This window comes from Pseudomonas sp. LS_2, from assembly GCF_042709235.1.
GTDB lineage: Bacteria > Pseudomonadota > Gammaproteobacteria > Pseudomonadales > Pseudomonadaceae > Aquipseudomonas.
Window position 1 is genome coordinate 91,139 of sequence record NZ_JAVAYC010000011.1, and the last position, 17,062, is coordinate 108,200.

19 protein-coding genes are annotated in these 17,062 nt (G+C 64.4%); 6 read left to right on the plus strand and 13 right to left on the minus strand.

Annotated features, from left to right (window positions below; genetic code table 11):
- Nucleotides 1-28 precede the first annotated feature (28 nt).
- Nucleotides 29-880 carry a formyltetrahydrofolate deformylase gene (gene purU / locus RAC97_RS12580; protein ID WP_375100572.1) on the minus strand — a complete coding sequence of 284 codons (852 nt, stop codon included), beginning with the start codon at nucleotides 878-880 and terminating at the stop codon, nucleotides 29-31.
- A 260-nt stretch (nucleotides 881-1,140) separates the two neighbouring features.
- On the opposite strand from purU, the gene mvaT reads away from it, so the two are divergent.
- Nucleotides 1,141-1,518, plus strand: a complete 378-nt coding sequence (gene mvaT, locus RAC97_RS12585; protein ID WP_043206401.1) for a histone-like nucleoid-structuring protein MvaT — start codon at nucleotides 1,141-1,143, stop codon at nucleotides 1,516-1,518.
- Nucleotides 1,519-1,593: 75 nt separating this feature from the next.
- Here mvaT and sbcB read toward each other — a convergent pair whose 3' ends face one another.
- The 3 genes from sbcB to RAC97_RS12600 all read right to left on the minus strand — a co-directional run bounded on the left by sbcB (nucleotide 1,594) and on the right by RAC97_RS12600 (nucleotide 3,930).
- Complete coding sequence (gene sbcB, locus RAC97_RS12590) at nucleotides 1,594-3,024, minus strand: exodeoxyribonuclease I (RefSeq protein ID WP_375100573.1); 1,431 nt, start codon at nucleotides 3,022-3,024, stop codon at nucleotides 1,594-1,596.
- Nucleotides 3,025-3,071: 47 nt separating this feature from the next.
- Nucleotides 3,072-3,431: a PilZ domain-containing protein gene (locus RAC97_RS12595; protein ID WP_375100574.1), complete on the minus strand. Its 360-nt coding sequence runs from the start codon at nucleotides 3,429-3,431 to the stop codon at nucleotides 3,072-3,074.
- A 112-nt stretch (nucleotides 3,432-3,543) separates the two neighbouring features.
- A complete protein-coding gene (locus RAC97_RS12600; protein ID WP_375100575.1) occupies nucleotides 3,544-3,930 on the minus strand; it encodes a tol-pal system YbgF family protein in 387 nt (128 codons plus the stop codon).
- A gap of 182 nt (nucleotides 3,931-4,112) precedes the next feature.
- Here RAC97_RS12600 and pyk point away from each other — a divergent pair, with 182 nt between their 5' ends.
- Complete coding sequence (pyk, locus tag RAC97_RS12605) at nucleotides 4,113-5,567, plus strand: pyruvate kinase (RefSeq protein ID WP_375100576.1); 1,455 nt, start codon at nucleotides 4,113-4,115, stop codon at nucleotides 5,565-5,567.
- A 133-nt stretch (nucleotides 5,568-5,700) separates the two neighbouring features.
- Here the strand turns inward: pyk and RAC97_RS12610 are convergent, their stop codons facing one another.
- Nucleotides 5,701-6,618: an iron-sulfur-binding ferredoxin reductase gene (locus RAC97_RS12610; RefSeq protein ID WP_375100577.1), complete on the minus strand. Its 918-nt coding sequence runs from the start codon at nucleotides 6,616-6,618 to the stop codon at nucleotides 5,701-5,703.
- A 250-nt stretch (nucleotides 6,619-6,868) separates the two neighbouring features.
- On the opposite strand from RAC97_RS12610, the gene RAC97_RS12615 reads away from it, so the two are divergent.
- Nucleotides 6,869-8,392 carry a fumarate hydratase gene (locus tag RAC97_RS12615; protein ID WP_375100578.1) on the plus strand — a complete coding sequence of 508 codons (1,524 nt, stop codon included), beginning with the start codon at nucleotides 6,869-6,871 and terminating at the stop codon, nucleotides 8,390-8,392.
- An 84-nt stretch (nucleotides 8,393-8,476) separates the two neighbouring features.
- Here RAC97_RS12615 and RAC97_RS12620 read toward each other — a convergent pair whose 3' ends face one another.
- Both RAC97_RS12620 and RAC97_RS12625 read right to left on the minus strand, forming a co-directional pair.
- On the minus strand, nucleotides 8,477-9,349 hold the full coding sequence (locus RAC97_RS12620; protein ID WP_375100579.1) for a carbon-nitrogen hydrolase family protein: 873 nt from the start codon (nucleotides 9,347-9,349) through the stop codon (nucleotides 8,477-8,479).
- The gene (locus RAC97_RS12625) at nucleotides 9,346-9,936 is read right to left on the minus strand and encodes a GNAT family N-acetyltransferase (protein ID WP_375100580.1); all 591 of its coding nucleotides are present in this window, start codon (nucleotides 9,934-9,936) and stop codon (nucleotides 9,346-9,348) included. The genes RAC97_RS12620 and RAC97_RS12625 overlap by 4 nt, the downstream gene beginning before the upstream one ends.
- 115 nt (nucleotides 9,937-10,051) lie before the next feature.
- Between RAC97_RS12625 and RAC97_RS12630 the strand changes: the two genes are divergently transcribed.
- Nucleotides 10,052-10,450, plus strand: coding sequence for a nuclear transport factor 2 family protein (locus RAC97_RS12630; RefSeq protein WP_375100581.1), 399 nt, complete (start codon nucleotides 10,052-10,054; stop codon nucleotides 10,448-10,450).
- A 76-nt stretch (nucleotides 10,451-10,526) separates the two neighbouring features.
- Here RAC97_RS12630 and RAC97_RS12635 read toward each other — a convergent pair whose 3' ends face one another.
- From RAC97_RS12635 to RAC97_RS12660, 6 genes are all read right to left on the minus strand, one after another.
- Nucleotides 10,527-11,105, minus strand: coding sequence for a DJ-1/PfpI family protein (locus RAC97_RS12635; protein ID WP_375100582.1), 579 nt, complete (start codon nucleotides 11,103-11,105; stop codon nucleotides 10,527-10,529).
- Between the two features lie 72 nt (nucleotides 11,106-11,177).
- A complete protein-coding gene (locus RAC97_RS12640) occupies nucleotides 11,178-12,335 on the minus strand; it encodes a phosphatidylserine/phosphatidylglycerophosphate/cardiolipin synthase family protein (protein WP_377747945.1) in 1,158 nt (385 codons plus the stop codon).
- 1 nt (nucleotide 12,336) lies between these two features.
- On the minus strand, nucleotides 12,337-12,912 hold the full coding sequence (locus RAC97_RS12645) for a YceI family protein (protein WP_375101187.1): 576 nt from the start codon (nucleotides 12,910-12,912) through the stop codon (nucleotides 12,337-12,339).
- A 48-nt stretch (nucleotides 12,913-12,960) separates the two neighbouring features.
- On the minus strand, nucleotides 12,961-13,257 hold the full coding sequence (locus tag RAC97_RS12650) for an amidase (protein WP_375101186.1): 297 nt from the start codon (nucleotides 13,255-13,257) through the stop codon (nucleotides 12,961-12,963).
- A complete protein-coding gene (locus RAC97_RS12655; RefSeq protein ID WP_375101185.1) occupies nucleotides 13,254-14,345 on the minus strand; it encodes a serine hydrolase domain-containing protein in 1,092 nt (363 codons plus the stop codon). The genes RAC97_RS12650 and RAC97_RS12655 overlap by 4 nt, the downstream gene beginning before the upstream one ends.
- 42 nt (nucleotides 14,346-14,387) lie before the next feature.
- Nucleotides 14,388-15,275: an acyl-CoA dehydrogenase gene (locus RAC97_RS12660; protein WP_375101184.1), complete on the minus strand. Its 888-nt coding sequence runs from the start codon at nucleotides 15,273-15,275 to the stop codon at nucleotides 14,388-14,390.
- Between the two features lie 138 nt (nucleotides 15,276-15,413).
- On the opposite strand from RAC97_RS12660, the gene olsB reads away from it, so the two are divergent.
- Both olsB and RAC97_RS12670 read left to right on the plus strand, forming a co-directional pair.
- Entirely contained in the window at nucleotides 15,414-16,169 is a 756-nt protein-coding gene (gene olsB, locus RAC97_RS12665) for an L-ornithine N(alpha)-acyltransferase (protein WP_375101183.1), read from the plus strand.
- On the plus strand, nucleotides 16,169-16,957 hold the full coding sequence (locus tag RAC97_RS12670; protein WP_375101182.1) for a lysophospholipid acyltransferase family protein: 789 nt from the start codon (nucleotides 16,169-16,171) through the stop codon (nucleotides 16,955-16,957). The genes olsB and RAC97_RS12670 overlap by 1 nt, the downstream gene beginning before the upstream one ends.
- Nucleotides 16,958-17,062 lie beyond the last annotated feature (105 nt).

Sequence of the window (17,062 nt, forward strand, 5' to 3'; positions counted from 1 at the left end):
GCGACGAGGCAGGCCTGGGCACTTGGGGTCAGTCGAACACCACCGTCTTGTTGCCATGCACCAGCACGCGGTCTTCCAGATGATGGCGCAGGCCGCGGGCCAGCACCATCTTCTCCACGTCGCGGCCGAAGCGCACCATGTCTTCGATGCTGTCGGCATGGTTCACCCGCACCACGTCCTGCTCGATGATCGGGCCGGCGTCGAGCTCTTCGGTGACGTAGTGGCAGGTCGCGCCGATCAGCTTCACGCCACGCAGCGCGGCCTGGTGGTAAGGCTTGGCCCCCACGAACGACGGCAGGAAGCTGTGGTGGATGTTGATGACGCGCTCGGCGTACGCCTGGCACAGCTGCGGCGGCAGGATCTGCATGTAGCGCGCCAGTACCACGACATCGGCCCCATGTTCTTCGACCAGTCGCGATACCTCGGCGAAGGCCGGGGCTTTGTCTTTCGGGTCCACCGGTACATGGAAGAACGGAATGCCGTGCCACTCGACCATGCTGCGCAGGTCGTCATGGTTGGAGATCACGCAAGGAATGTCGCAGTCCAGCTCGTCGGTGTGCCAGCGGTGCAGCAGGTCGGCCAGGCAGTGCGACTCGCGGCTGGCCATCAGCACCACCCGCTTCTTCTGCGCCGAGTCGGTGATCCGCCAGGTCATGGAGAACTCTTCGGCAATCGGCGCGAATGCCTCGCGGAACGCGTTGATATCGAACGGCAACGACTCGGCGCGAACTTCATGGCGCATGAAGAACCAGCCACTCTGCTCGTCGGAGTGGTGGCTGGCTTCGTTGATCCAGCCGTTATAAAGAGCCAGGAAATTACTGACCTTTGCCACGATACCGACACGGTCGGGGCAGGCAATCGTCAGACGGTAGGTGCGCATGAATCGGACTCCAGAACTTCGCAAAGGCGCACATTCTAGCGGCCTGCCAGGAAAAACGCAGTAACCATTGACCAAAGGGCCCGCTCCCTTGTCATACGGGGCCGAAGCCGGTGGCAGCAACATGTAAATTTCTGTTTAGCTAAGAGTTATGCTGCCATTCGACAATTAACAGTTCATGGCTTTTTTAATTGTTTACTTGAGAGTAGCGCCTGTTTACTATTGGCCCACTGTCTCTCTGTACATCCAACAAGGAACGCCTCATGTCCCTGATCAACGAATATCGCGCCACCGAAGAAGCCATCAAGGAACTTCAAGCTCGTCTGGCCAATCTGTCGCAAGATGACAAACTGAAAAAAGAACTGGAATTCGAAGGCAAACTGCGCGCCCTGATGGGTGAATATTCCAAGTCCCTGCGTGACGTGATCGCCCTGCTCGACCCAGAGTCCAAACTGAGCAAAGCCCCACGTGGCGCGGTCAAGACCACTGGCACCAAGCGTGCGCGCAAGGTCAAGCAATACAAGAACCCGCACAATGGCGAAGTGATTGAAACCAAGGGTGGCAATCACAAGACCCTGAAAGAATGGAAAGCCAAGTGGGGCGGTGACGTGGTTGAAGGTTGGGCAACCCTGCTGGACTGATTCCCGTTATTGCCTACCTTGCGCTGTACATGAAAAACGCCGGCTCCTAGCCGGCGTTTTTCTTTATCTGTTCAGTTAAATCTGCAACCTCGCCCTGAGTGCCTGCACATGCACCTGCCAGGCGTCCAGCACCCGGCGCCCCGCCTCGTCGGCGCCAGCCCAGTGGCTCTGCAATGCCTGCTCGAAGTCGCCGAGGGTGTTCGGCGCGCCCATCTGCGGTTCGCTCAGGCGTTGTTGGCAGAAGCGCTGCCAACGTTGCGCCTCCTCTTCATTCAAGGTGTCGCTGAAGTTGCGCGCGCGGTAGCGGAACAATAACTCGGGCAGCCGTGGATCATCGAACATCCACTGCCCTTGCCCCAGTTGCCGTGGTTCTACCTGACGCACTTGCTCACACAAACGTCGATCGCGATCGCCAAGAAATCCGTCGTACAACTGTTGTTCCGGGTCTTCGCTGGGGGTGAACTCATCACCCCTGTAGATGCTTTCCAGCTTGTCTTGCCAGACCGACTGTTGATTGGCCAACTGCTCTGCACGCGATTGCAGCAAGTGCATATCCAACCCCAGGCGCTGTTGATCGGCAGGGCGCAAGACCGACAACGGGGCGAGCACGGGGCAACGATTGATGTGCACCAGTTTGAGCGGTACAGGTACTTCTCCGTCGGCCAATTCGTCACGCCGCGTGTACAAACGCTGACGCAATGCCTGTGCACTTTCCTGCAATAAAGGCAGGGTTTCCAGATGCAGGTCGCACACAATCAGTGCATTGCGATTACTGGGGTGCCAGGCCAAAGGCAGTACTACGCCAAGATAATTACGCTCGGCGGAAAAGCGCCCGGAAATATGTACCAAGGGCTGCAACAAGCGCACCTGCTCCATCACCTTGTGCTTGCTGCGCAGTTGGAACAACCAGTCATACAGTTTGGGCTGCCGCTCGCGAATCAGGCGCGCCAGCGCGATGGTCGCCCGCACATCGGAAAGCGCTTCGTGGGCATGGCCATGCTCGAGGCCATTGGCCTTGCTGAGCAATTCGAGGCGCAGGCTGGTGCGGCCGTCCTGCTGCGGCCAGGCGATCCCCTCGGGGCGCAAGGCATAAGCGGTGCGCACCACATCGATCAAGTCCCAACGACTGTTGCCACCTTGCCATTCGCGGGCATAGGGGTCGAAGAAATTGCGATAGAGGCTGTAGCGGGTCACTTCGTCATCGAAACGCAGGCTGTTGTAGCCAGCGCCACAGGTGCCGGGACGCGCCAGTTGCTCATGCACCTGGGTCATGAACTCAGCCTCGCCCAGGCCGCGACTTGCCAATTGCTCGGGGGTGATGCCGGTCACCAGGCATGCGGCCGGATGCGGCAGGATATCGTCGCTGGGGCGGCAGTAGAGGTTGACCGGCGCCTCGATCTCGTTGAGGTCAAGGTCGGTGCGCACGCCAGCGACCTGCAGCGGCCGGTCGCAGCGCGGGTTGATACCGGTGGTTTCGTAGTCATGCCAGAAAATGCTGGAGCTCACGGGGTCGTCCTGAACAAAGGTCGACGGTGAGTCTAACCCAGCACGCCTCAGGCCGAAGCGTTCTCAGGCCGGAAGCTGAAGAAGCCGCGCAGCGAGCGCACGAACTCATCGTATTCATGCGGCGGCTGCAACAGCATGAAGCCAGCATCGTAGTGGCCTGGCGTCTGGTCTTCCTTGCACCACAAGCAACTGGCGGTGAGGTTGATGAACTGGTAGCCGCCGCCCGCAAGCGGCACGCGCAATTGCAGCTCGAAATCCGGCCCGACCAGCACCGGCAGTTGGCTGATCAGCATCAGGCCATCTTCAGAAGCGTTACCCAGGTAACCGATGTGTTGGTCGGTGGTCCGGTTGTACACCTTGAGCACGCATGGCAGTTGGTGACGTTCTATGTGGCGTTCGATAAACATGTTGTTCGTACCTGTGCCAGAAAGACGAGGTACTGGCGTTGATCGTTGCATGTGTTTTACAGACTAGCCCAGCGCGGTTGGCAAATCCCGTGAAATCATTGTCACTTTGGTATTAGCGCCAAGGTGTGGACGCTGCGGGGGTCGCCACGGCCGGTGGCGTGCCGCGCAGGTGGCCGAGCTGCTCGAGGGTCTGCAGGCGCGCCCTGGCGCGATAGGCGTATTCGTTCTGCGGGTAGCGCTGGATCAGGTACTGGTAGGTCTGCACGGCATCCACGTAGAGCTTCTGGCGCTCCAGGCACTGGCCGCGCAGCATCGACACTTCCGGGTGGATGAACGGCCGTGCGCGGCTGGTGCGGTCGACCTGGGACAGCTCCAGCATCACGCGCTGGCAGTCGCCGCGGTCATAGGCGCGGTAGGCGTTGTTCAGGTGGTGGTCCATGGACCAGCGGGTGCAGCCAACGACACTGGCCGCCATGGCTAAAACGATCAGGGCTCGCATGGGAAAATCTCCTTTGTTGGGCAATGTATCGGCCTGACACGGCAAATCTTCACAGGCTTTTGCAAGCATACCTGGGCCGTTCAAACGCCACCCTGACAACCTGCAAGGTAGTGCAACGGAACAATGACTACAGCGCAATTGAGGAGTAGCCTTTCGCTGCGCTTCACTATAGGAGTCTGTGCATGACCATCCGCCGTACCAAAATCGTCGCCACCCTGGGCCCCGCCAGCAACTCGCCGCAAGTGATCGAACAGCTGATCCTCGCCGGCCTGGACGTGGCACGCCTGAACTTCTCTCACGGCACCCCGGACGAGCACAAGGCGCGCGCCCGCCTGATCCGTGACATCGCCGCCAAGAACGGCCGCCATGTCGCACTGCTGGGCGACCTGCAGGGTCCGAAGATCCGCATCGCCAAGTTCAGCAACAAGCGCATCGAACTGAAAGTCGGTGACAAGTTCACCTTCTCCACCGCACACCCGCTGACCGAGGGCAACCAGTCCATCGTCGGCATCGACTACCCCGATCTGGTCAAGGACTGCGGCGTAGGCGACGAACTGCTGCTCGATGACGGCCGCGTGGTCATGCGCGTCGAGACCGCCACGGCTGACGCACTGCACTGCGTGGTGATCATCGGTGGCCCGCTGTCCGACCACAAGGGCATCAACCGCAAGGGTGGCGGCCTGACCGCTCCGGCCCTGACCGAGAAAGACAAGGCCGACATCAAGCTGGCCGCGGAAATGGACCTGGACTACCTGGCCGTGTCCTTCCCGCGTGACGCCAAGGACATGGAATACGCCCGCAAGCTGCGCGACGAAGCCGGCGGCAGCGCCTGGCTGGTGGCCAAGATCGAACGCGCCGAAGCGGTTGCCGACGACGAGACCCTCGACGGCCTGATCGCCGCCTCGGACGCCGTGATGGTCGCCCGTGGCGACCTGGGCGTGGAAATCGGCGACGCCGAGCTGATCGCCATCCAGAAGAAGATCATCCAGCACGCCCGCCGCAACAACAAAGCGGTGATCGTCGCGACCCAGATGATGGAGTCGATGATCCAGAACCCGATGCCGACCCGCGCCGAAGTATCCGACGTGGCCAACGCCGTGCTGGACAACACCGATGCGGTGATGCTGTCGGCCGAAAGCGCCGCCGGTGCCTACCCGATCGAAGCGGTACAAGCCATGGCGCGCATCTGCCAGGGCGCCGAGAAGCACCCGACCAACCAGAAGTCCAGCCACCGCCTGCACACCACCTTCGAGCGTTGCGACGAAAGCATCGCCCTGGCGGCGATGTACACGGCCAACCACTTCCCGGGCGTCAAGGCGATCATCGCCCTCACCGAAAGTGGCTACACCCCGCTGATCATGTCGCGCCTGCGTTCGCACGTGCCGATCTTCGCACTGTCGCCGCACCGCGCCACACAGGCGCGCGCCTCGCTGTTCCGCAACGTCCACCCGATCGCTTTCGACCCAGCTTCGCTGCCGGCCGACAAGGTGAGCCAGGCGGCAGTCGACGAACTGCTCAAGCGCGGCCTGGTGGCACAAGGTGACTGGGTGATCCTGACCAAGGGCGACAGCTACCACACCATCGGTGGCACCAATGGCATGAAGATCCTGCATGTGGGTGACCCGCTGGTAGGTTGATCCTCTGGGTGCCAGTACCGGCCCCTTCGCGGGTAAACCCGCTCCCACAGGCACCCCGCTGCATTTGAAATCAGCGGAGTACCTGTGGGAGCGGGTTTACCCGCGAAGGGGCCGGTACTACCGCCACAAAACCTCAGGCATGCTCGCTAAACACATCAGCAAACACCTGCCCCCTGGGCACCCCCGCTATAAACAGCCGCCGCGCAAACTGTTCCACCCGCCCCGGCGCCCCGCACACCAACGCCACCGTCTGGCGTGACGCCAAGCGCAACCCCGCCAATACCTCGTCAAAATCCTCGCTCGCCACCAACTCCACGCTCACTTGCTCCCCCGCCAGCGCCTCTAGCGCCTCGGCCAGGTAGTGCTCGCGGGCCACGTGCAGCACCTTGATCGGCCCCTCGTGCCCTTGCCGCAACGCCTCGCGCAGAATGCCCCACAAAGGTGCCAAGCCCGTGCCCGCCGCCAGCAGCCACAACGGCCGCGCCTGCCAGTCCGGGTCGTAATGCAACGCCCCACCGCGCAACTCGCCCAGGCGCACGTCATCCCCCACCTGCAACTGCCGAGCCTTGTCGCAGAACGCACCGGGCCGCGAGCAATCCAGATGAAACTCCAGGAAATCGTCCTCGCCCGGCAAACTCGCCAGCGAGTAAGGCCGGGCCACCCCGCCAAGCCATAGCACCACGTGCTGGCCGGCCCGGTAACGCCAAGGGCGCTCGGGGCGCAGCCGCAGGCGCAGCACATCGCCTACCCCGTCAATGCTGCAAACCCGTGCAGCGAGCCCATCGCTCAGCGGGTCGAACACCGCCACCCGCAGGTCGCTTGTCACCCGGCACTGGCAAGCGAGGCGCCAGCCCTGTGCGTATTTCTCCAGGGCCAACGCCTCGGGCAAGGCATCCACAGGTTGCCCGTCCAGGCACTGCACTAGACAGGCATGACAGCTTCCGGCGCGGCAGCTATAAGGCACGGCGATGCCTGCGTGATTAAGCGCATCGAGCAGATTGCTGCCGCTGGGCACCGCCCAGCGACGTTCGCCGACGCAAAGTTCGGGCATGTTCGTTTCATCTCCAGCCATCACATCGCCACTCTAAGGCAACGGCGCCATGGCAGCAAAAAAGGTGCCGCCCGGCGGGCGACCATGGTCCAGACCACACGCAGGTGTGCCAGGCCTGGATGCGCGGTATACTGCCGCGCCTTTTTTTGCACCGGCCCGACCTGCCGGAGCCCCAGGGCATCCGGCACGCTGGTCGGCACCGTCGGAACGCCTTTACGAATGTTCCCGCCTTTATAGAGGAGCGCGCTGCATGACCGTGATCAAGCAAGACGACCTGATTCAGAGCGTCGCCGATGCCCTGCAATTCATCTCGTACTACCACCCCGTCGATTTCATCCAGGCGATGCACGAGGCCTACCTGCGTGAAGAGTCGCCCGCCGCGCGCGACTCCATCGCCCAGATCCTCATCAACTCGCGCATGTGCGCCACCGGCCACCGCCCGATCTGCCAGGACACCGGTATCGTCACCGTGTTCGTGCGCGTAGGCATGGACGTGCGCTGGGACGGCGCGACCATGAGCCTGGACGACATGATCAACGAGGGCGTGCGCCGCGCCTACAACCTGCCGGAAAACGTCCTGCGCGCCTCGATCCTGGCCGACCCGGCCGGTGCCCGCAAGAACACCAAGGACAACACCCCGGCGGTGATCCACTACTCCATCGTCCCCGGCGACAAGGTCGAGGTGGACGTCGCAGCCAAGGGCGGCGGCTCGGAAAACAAGTCGAAGATGGCCATGCTCAACCCGTCCGACTCGATCGTCGACTGGGTGCTCAAGACCGTCCCGACCATGGGCGCTGGCTGGTGCCCGCCTGGCATGCTCGGCATCGGCATCGGCGGTACCGCCGAGAAGGCCGCCGTGATGGCCAAGGAAGTGTTGATGGAGTCCATCGACATCCATGAACTGAAGGCCCGTGGCCCGCAGAACCGCATCGAAGAGATCCGCCTGGAGCTGTTCGAGAAGGTCAACCAGCTGGGCATCGGCGCCCAGGGCCTGGGCGGTCTGACCACCGTGCTCGACGTGAAGATCATGGACTACCCGACCCACGCCGCCTCCCTGCCGGTGTGCATGATCCCCAACTGCGCCGCTACCCGTCACGCCCACTTCGTGCTCGACGGTTCCGGCCCTGCCGAGCTGGAAGCGCCATCGCTGGACGCCTACCCGGAAATCGTCTGGGAAGCCGGCCCGAGCGCGCGCCGCGTGAACCTCGACGACATCACCCCGGAAGAAGTCGCCAGCTGGAAGCCGGGCGAGACCGTCCTGCTCAACGGCAAGATGCTTACCGGCCGCGACGCTGCGCACAAGCGCATGGTCGAGATGCTCAACCGTGGCGAAGAGCTGCCGGTGGACCTCAAAGGCCGCTTCATCTACTACGTCGGCCCGGTCGACCCGGTCGGTGACGAAGTGGTAGGCCCAGCCGGCCCGACCACCGCCACGCGCATGGACAAGTTCACCCGCCAGATCCTCGAGCAGACCGGCCTGCTGGGCATGATCGGCAAGTCCGAACGTGGCCCGACCGCCATCGAGGCGATCAAGGACAACAAGGCCGTGTACCTGATGGCCGTGGGCGGCGCTGCCTACCTGGTGGCCCAGGCGATCCGCAAGTCCAAGGTGCTGGCCTTCGCCGAGCTGGGCATGGAAGCGATCTACGAGTTCGAGGTCAAGGACATGCCCGTGACCGTTGCGGTCGACAGCCAAGGTGAATCGGTGCACATCACCGGCCCTGCGCTGTGGCAGAGCAAGATCGCCGAAAGCCTGGCTGTTGAAGTGAAGTAAAGCCGTTGTAACCGTGGCGCGCCCTTCGCGGGCAAGCCCGCTCCTACACGAGCGGGCTTGCCCGCGAAGGGCGCGCCGCTGTTTTCAGCTAATGCGTTCGAACTGCTCCGGCCAGTCCCGCCGGGTGAACACCTGTCCTTCCCGCCTCACCCTGGCTACTGCCGCCAAATCCAGCTCCGCCACCAGCCACTGGCTACGCAGCGGGCTCAACTCATCACTCAGCGCCACCACCCCATCCCCCGGCATACCGTGATCCGGCGGCACGAACAGCCCTGCCCGGCCAATATTCTCATCCAGCGCCGGCGACCAAGGCGCCAGCCCCACTGTCGAGCTCTGCAATACTGCCACCTGGTTCTCCAGCGCACGCGCCTGGGCGCCGATGCGTACCCGGTAGTAGCCCGCCTCGGTGTCGGTGCAACTGGGTGCGAGGATCAGGTCGGCCCCCTGCTCGGCCAGGCGTCGTGCAAGCATGGGAAACTCATTGTCGTAGCAGATCAGGACGCCCAGGCGCCCCAGGTGCGTCTCGAACATCCTCAGCCCCTGGCCCGCAGCAATGTGCCATTGCTCGCGCTCGAAGCGGGTCATCATCAGCTTGTCCTGGTAGCCCAACGTACCCTCCGGGCCTAGCAGCCAGGCGCGATTTCGGTACTGCCCATCGGCTTCGCGCACCGGCACGCTGCCGGGCAGCAAATACACGCCCAGGCGCCGGGCAATGCCTTCGCACAGCGCCAGCCAAGGTGCTATGAGCGGCTGGATAGCGGCAATGGCAGCGTGCAGGTCGCTGCGTTGCGCCTCTGGCAACTGCCCGCTGAGCACCAACCCGGCATATTCGGGCAGCAACAGCAACTGCGCCCCGCCCTCTGCGGCCTCGGTACACAGATCCTCCAGGTGCGCGGCGTAGGCGTCCCAGCTTTCATGCAGCTCGATGGCGTACTGGCAGGCGGCGACGCGAATCATGGCAGCAGCTCCTTGAGCCAGAACGACAGGGTCTTGGGCGATTCCTCTTGCTCGTCCAGGTCGCGCCAAGTGTAGGAAGTACGCAGCGAAGGCTGATGCAGGAAACCACGGTTGCGCCAGAAACCATGCAATGGCTTGTAGTCCGCAGGCCTGCGTGGATGACCATTGGGCCGTTCCACCGCGCAGAACGCACAGTAGTGAAACGCGCCAAGCTTGTGCGCATAGGCTTCGCGCTCGATGAAGAAGCGCACGCCCAGGCCTTGGCCACGGTAGGCCGGCAACAATACCGATTCACCGAAGTAGTAGACCTTGCGCGGGTTGCGCCCCTGGTCGAGGAAGGGCTGCTGAAACGCTGCGGTCTCATCGGCCAGCGGCAGGCCGGTGGAGGCGCCCACCACTTGGCCGGCATCCAGGGCCAGCACTACCAGGCTGCGCTCGGAGCGCACGTAGGTGGACAAGTAGTCGGCCTCATACTCCGCCGTGCCGTCGTAGAGGTAGGGAAACTCGCGAAACACTGCCAGGCGCAGGCGAGCGAGGTCGTCGATGTAGGGCGCGATGGCCGCGCCGTGCAGCAGGCGTATTTCCATGCGGGGCGGTCGTTTTGTCGATGTGGATGACGCCCTCGGCTAAGTCGGGCACTTGGGGAAACCCTATCATCCGGCCATCGCCACGCCCTTTCCCGTACACGACAGGAACATTGCCATGACCGCTACCGAACTGGTGCACGCCTACTACGCCGCCTTCAATGCCGGCGACATGCCGGCCTTCCTCGCCCTGCTCAGCGAAGACGTGATCCACGACATCAACCAGGGCGAGCGGCAGATGGGCAAGGCGGCATTCACCCGCTTCATGGACAAGATGAACCGCTGCTACCGTGAGCGCCTGGCAGATATCGTGGTGATGCAGAACAGCGATGGTAGCCGGGCGGCGGCGGAATTCACCGTGCATGGCCAATACCTGGCCGACGACGAAGGCCTGCCAGCCGCCCAGGGGCAGCGCTACGTGTTGTCGGCTGGAGCCTTTTTCTATATCCACTGCGGGAAAATCGCCCGAGTGACCAATTACTACAACCTCAGTGACTGGGTCGAGCAGGTAGGGTGAGGCCACTGGCCTCTTCGCGGGCAAGCCCCTCCTGCAGGTTCAGCGCCCCAACAGCCATGCCCCCCTCCCTCTGGGCTCAGGCAACCCGCGTGCCCAGCACCTTGAGAAATGCCGCCAACCAGGCCGGATGCGCCGGCCACGCCGGGGCCGTGACCAGGTTGCCATCCACATGCGCCTGGTCGATGGCGATATCCACGAAGGTGCCACCCGCCAATTTCACCTCCGGCGCACACGCCGGGTACGCACTGCACTGGCGCCCCTCGAGCACCCCCGCCGCCGCCAGCAACTGCGCGCCATGGCACACCGCCGCAATCGGCTTGCCCGCCTGGTCGAACTCACGCACCAGCTTCAGTACCCGTTCATCCAGCCGCAGGTACTCAGGCGCTCGCCCACCGGGAATCAACAGCGCGTCATAACTTTCGGCACGCACCTGGACGAAGTCGTAGTTCAGGGCAAAGTTATGCCCCGGCTTCTCGCTGTAGGTCTGCTCGCCCTCGAAGTCGTGAATGGCGGTGCGCACCGTCTGCCCTGCGACTTTCTCCGGGCACACCGCATGCACCGTATGGCCGACCATGCACAGCGCCTGGAACGGCACCATGGCTTCGTAGTCTTCGACGAAATCACCCACCAGCATGAGAATTTTCTTGGCCGTCATCGCATCCACTCCTTCGTTTGCAGAGAAACAAACCTGCACGATAGTTCGCTTTGGCGATGTGCGCAGCCGCCCTCAGTCGCGCCGGTCGAGCAGGTTCACCACCAGGCGGTCGAGCCAGCCCCATACCCGCTGCTTGACCCGCCGCCACAGCGGGCGCGCGTGCCAGTGATCGAGGTCGACCTCCTCGCTGAGGGCGAAATCCCGCTCGAAGCTGGCCCGCACGGCAGCGCTCAGCGGCGGGTCGATGGCCTCGACATTGGCCTCGAGGTTGAAACGCAGGTTCCAATGGTCGAAGTTGCACGAACCAATACTCACCCACTCGTCCACCAGCGCCATCTTCAAGTGCAGGAAACACGGCTGGTATTCGAAGATCCGCACCCCCGCGCGCAACAGCCGTGGATAGTAGCGATGCCCGGCATAGCGCACCGATGGGTGGTCGGTGCGTGGGCCGGTGAGCAGCAGGCGCACGTCCAGGCCCTTCTGCGCGGCACGGCGCAGCGAGCGGCGGACGCTCCAGGTCGGCAGGAAATAAGGGGTAGCCAGCCAGATACGCTGCTGGCCGCTGTTCAAGGCACGCACCAGCGCGTGGAGGATGTCACGGTGCTGGCGCGCATCGGCATAGGCTACCCGGCCCAGGCCCTGGCCATGCGCCGGCACCCGGGGCAGGCGCGGCAGGCCGAAGCCTTCCGGGGGGCGCCAGGCGGTACGTCGGTGGTTGGCGTGCCACTGGCGGTCGAACAGCAACTGCCAGTCAGTGACGATCGGCCCTTCCATGCGCACCATCACTTCATGCCACTCGCTGCTGGCCTCGCCCGGCGTCCAGAACTCATCGGTAACCCCAGTGCCGCCCACTGCGGCCCAGCGCTCATCCACCAGCAGCAGCTTGCGATGGTCGCGGTACAGGTTGCGCAGGCCACGCCGCCAGCGCAGGCGGTTGTACCAGCGCAACTGCACGCCGGCCGCCTGCAAGCGCTGGCGCAAGGGCGTGGTGAAGGCCAGCGAGCCATAGTCGTCGAACAGGCAACGCACCCGCACGCCACGCCGGGCCGCCGACTCCAGCGCCTCGACCACCGCCTCGGCACAAGCCCCGGCTTCCACCAGGTACAGTTCGAGGTCGACCTGATACTCGGCACGCACAATCGCCAGGAGCATGCGCGGGAAAAACTCGGGGCCGTCGACCATCAGCTCGAACTGGTTGCCATCGCGCCACGGAAAGACCGGCCCCGGCATGTCAGCGGGCGGTGAAGATCAGCACCGCACTCACCGGCACCGATGGGTTGATCGAATTGAGGCCGGCGAACTTGCGCAGGCGCTCCAACCCTGGCAGCAGGTCGTAGTCCTCGGCGCGCAGCAACAGGGGCTCGAGGGTCACCACCTGGAAACGCCGCTCGTCCAAACGCGTGGCCAGCAGCAGTGCATTGAAGTTGTGCGAGTGGCCATGCAAGGTCAGGGTCAGCGGCAGGCGCAGTTCCAACTGCGCGCCATTGGCCAGGTCGTTGATCGGCCGCAGGTCGAGCTGCGCCTGCACCGTGGCTTTGGGGAAGCGCGACACCTCGAACAGGTCTTCACGCATGCGCTCATCGCGCAGGGGAATGCCGCTGCTGATCGACTCCATCTCGATGCTCAGGCTGGCCGCGCCATTACGCTCGACCTTGCCATGCAGCACCAGGAAACGGTGCAGCTCGGCGGTGTCGCCGTTCTTGCCGGTAATGAACGACAAGCGCGAAGACTCGCCATCAAGGTGCCAGTTGGCGTGGGCAGGCAGGCTCAGGGCCAGCAGCAGGACGGGGAGCAAACGCGACAGCATGAGTGGGAAACCTCGACAAACAAGGCCGTCAACCTTACCCGCGCGCTTTCACGGCAGCAAGCGACAGCCCTCGCGCTGGCCCTGCCAGGCGGCCTGGCTGCGCTGGCCCAGGCCCTCGGCCAGCACCGTACGCGCGGCGCCGTCTTCTTCCAGCAAGCTCAGTGGCAGGTACTGGCGTACGTAATTTCGGCAGTAGTCCGCATCGAAGCCCATGACGAAACGGCACGAGCAATACTCCTTGGCCGAGTAGGCCGAAAGAATGCCCGGAAAATCGCTCAGGGCCTGGCGCTCGTGCCAACCCCAGGCCAGCATTACTGCCAGCAGCACCAGCAACACACGCTTCATGCCCCCTCCTTGACCAGCACCGCCAGCACGCGCTTGAGCAGTTCTTCGTGGCGGTAGCTGCCATCGCGATCATCGCCGTAGCGCACGATCACCAACTGGCGAGAGGGTACGATGTACAACGCCTGGCCCCAATGACCGAGCGCTGCAAAGGTGTCCACGGGAGCGCTCGGCCAGGGTGTCGGCTGGCCTGGCAACGGCTGGTTCAACCACCAGTGGCCACCGGGGTTGGCCTCGCCCGGTATGCCCTTGGCGCAGGTGAACAGCGTGCGGTTGAAGCGCACCCACTCCGGGGTCAGCAACTGGCGCTCGCGCCAGCGCCCGTCGCGCGCCATCAACAGGCCGATGCGCGCCAGGTCGCGGGCGCTGAGGTAGAGGTAGGAAGAACCGACATAGGTGCCCGCACCGTCGCGCTCCCAGGTTGCGCTGGCGATACCCAGTGGCTCGAACAGTGCCTGCCAGGGGTAGTCGGCGTAGCGACCTGGCTCGAGCATGCCGCGCAGGGCGGCGGCCAGCAGGTTGCTGTCGCCGCTGGAATAGGCGAAACGGCTGCCCGGTGACACCTGTGCAAAATTGGCGGCGGTGAACGCGGCCATGTCCTGGCGGCCACGGGTATAGAGCATTGCCACCACCGAGGATTTCAGCGGCGCGTATTCGTAACCTTCCTGCCAGGCCAAGCCACTGGCCCAGTGCAGCAGGTCGACCAGCTTGAGCTGCGGGTGCGCCTGCAAGGGCGGGTAGTAGCGCGCTGCCGGATCAGTAAGCTGGAAGCGGCCCTCGGCCTGGGCCACGCCCAGCAGCGTGGCCAGTACGCTCTTGCTGATCGACCAGGTCAGGTGCGGGGTATCGGCACGGGTCGGGGCGGTATAGCGCTCATGCACGATGCGTCCGTCGCGCACGATCAGCAGCGCATCGCTACGCACGCCACGGCGCTCGGCTTCGTCACGCGCCGGGAAGGCATAGTCATCGACCGCCTGCCAGTCGTAGCGGGCCGGGTCGAGTTGCCAGTCAGGCGCGGGCCATTCCTCGGCCGACGCCGATAACGCCACCAGCCCCAGGATGCTCAACAACCCTTGCCGCAGTTTGCCCATTGCCGCTCCTCGCGTTGCGAATCGGCCGAGCCTGCCAGGGTTTCATGACAATCCGGCGGCGGCCCAGGCCTTGGCCAGACGCTTATCCCGAGCAGAGGCGGCCAATGCCAGCAGGCCTTGGTCACGCTGCCACAGGCTCGCCCAGGCCTCTGGGCCACCGGCCAGGGCGCTGTCGATATCACCCCGTAATCCATCGAACTGGGCGAACAGGCCGGCAAGCAGCACGTGGCAGGCCACGCTATCGGCGCACTGCCGACTGCACTCGGCGCACCCAGCGAGCAAGCCCACCAGGCGCAGTTGCAATGCCTGCGGCCAGGTGCACTGCTGGCCCACGCCATACAGCCAGGCCACCAGCGCGGCGAGCACGTACAAGTCTTCGAGGGAGCGGAAGGGTTTGACGTAGGCATCCCAGCCATCGCCGGCCAGCAGCTCGCAGGCCGCGTTGTGCAACGCCAGGCGGGCGTGGCCGACCTCGGGCATCAGCGGCAGGGTCGGCAGTGCTTCGAGGGTGACCCCGGGCTCGCCGGGATAGACCACTGCCAGGCTCAGGCGCGGGGGCTCGCCCGGCGCTTCGCAGCGCGCGGCCACCAGCAGCCACTCGGCCTCAAGGCCTGCGGTGACGAAGCCCTTGCTGCCGGTCAGGCGCAAGCCGTCGAGGCGGGTCTGCATATCGGCCGGGCGCACGCTGCGCCGCTCGGTGGCGCACAGCGCGCCCAGGCCGGCTGGCGCACTGGGCCAGAGCACACGCAAGGCCGCTTGGTAACCGACCAGGAAGGCCAGCCCCGGCGTGGGCATAGCGCGCCCGCCCAGCACGGCCAGCTCGAACGGGTTGACCGCACCCAGGTGCTCGAGCAGGGCCGTATGGGTTTGCCCAAGGCTGGCCGCCAGCGGCAGGCGCAATGGGTCGTTGAGTCGTTGCAACCAAGGCATCGAAAAACTCCTCGCAGGGGGTGTCACGCAAGCATCACCAAAGATTCACGGAGGTGACACCGGGGCTACCTAGGCTGACTTTGCACAACAAAGCCGACCGGCCGCAACCCTCATATGGCTGGCTTATGGAGACTCGTAATGACTCGGATCGCTCGCTCTGGCGACAACAGCACTGAACGCCGTCTGCAAGCCGAACGCCTGGTCGGCGCTGCGGCCCTGCAGGAAGCACAGGCCTTGCGCTATCAGGTATTCAGCGCGGAATTCAAGGCCAAGCTCAAAGGCGCCGAGCTGGGCCTGGACATGGATGACTACGACGTACATTGCCGCCACATTGGCGTTCGCGACCTGAGTACCGGCGAATTGGTCGCCACCACTCGCCTGCTCGATCACCAGGCCGCCAGCAGCCTCGGCCGCTTCTACAGCGAAGAAGAATTCAGCCTGCATGGGTTGCTGCAACTCGAAGGCCCGATCCTGGAGCTGGGCCGCACCTGCGTAGCCCCGGCCTACCGCAATGGCGGCACCATCGCCGTGCTGTGGGGCGAACTTGCCGAAGTGCTCAACGAAGGCCGCTACAGCTACCTGATGGGGTGCGCCAGCATCCCCATGCAGGACGGCGGCGTACAGGCCCACGCCATCATGCAGCGTCTGCGCGAGCGCTATCTGTGCACCGAGCACCTGCGCGCCGAACCGAAGAACCCGCTGCCGAGCCTGCCGTTGCCAAACAACGTCATCGCCGAAATGCCACCGCTGCTCAAGGCCTACATGCGCCTGGGCGCGAAGATCTGCGGCGAGCCCTGCTGGGACGAGGATTTCCAGGTGGCCGATGTGTTCATCCTGCTCAAGCGCGACGACCTCTGCCCGCGTTACGCCCGCCACTTCAAGGCGGCGGTCTGATGCCGAGCCTGCGGGCCAGCGCCCGCCTCCTGCGCCTGTTGCTGGTGTTGTCGTTGGGCATGGCCATGGCCAGCGCCATTGCCCTCGGCGAACGCGCCGGCCTGCGCGCCTCCACCGAGCGCCGCCAGCGCTGGACCTGCCTGTTCATGAAACGCCTGGTCGCCGCCCTGCCCTTCGAGGTGCAGGTGGTCGGCGAGCTGCCGCGCCAGCCGATGTTGTGGGTCAGCAACCATGTGTCCTGGACCGACATCCCTCTGCTGGGCATGCTCGCGCCGCTGTCGTTCCTGTCCAAGGCCGAAGTGCGCCAATGGCCGCTGGCCGGCTGGCTGGCGGAAAAGGCCGGCACGCTGTTCATTCGCCGGGGCGGTGGCGACAGCCAGCGGCTGCGCGAACAGATCAGCCAGCAGTTGGGCCAGCAACGGCCCCTGCTGATCTTCCCGGAAGGCACCACCACCGACGGCCGCGGCCTGCGTACGTTCCACGGCCGCCTGCTGGCAGGCGCCATCGACCAAGGCATCGCGGTGCAACCTGTGGCGATCGAATACCTGCGCGAGGGTCAGCGCGACTCCATTGCCCCCTTCATTGGCGATGACGACCTGGTGTCGCACCTGATGCGCCTGTTCGCCCATCCGCGTGGCCAGGTGCGCCTGCACCTGCTGGCGCCCCTCGCCAGCCAAGGCAAGGAGCGCGCAGTGCTTGCCCTGCAGGCGCAGCATGCCGTGCAGCTGGCTTTGTTCGGCGAAACGCAACCGCTAGGCCTTGCGCGCGCTCAAGCCAAAGCGGCCTAGTAAACGCCTAACCCGTCCGAGCATCAGCCCGGCCCGTGGGCTGATGGTGCCGGCCAGCTTCGACGAGCCCCTGGCCGATGCCTGGCGGGTCGATTCGCTGCCGGT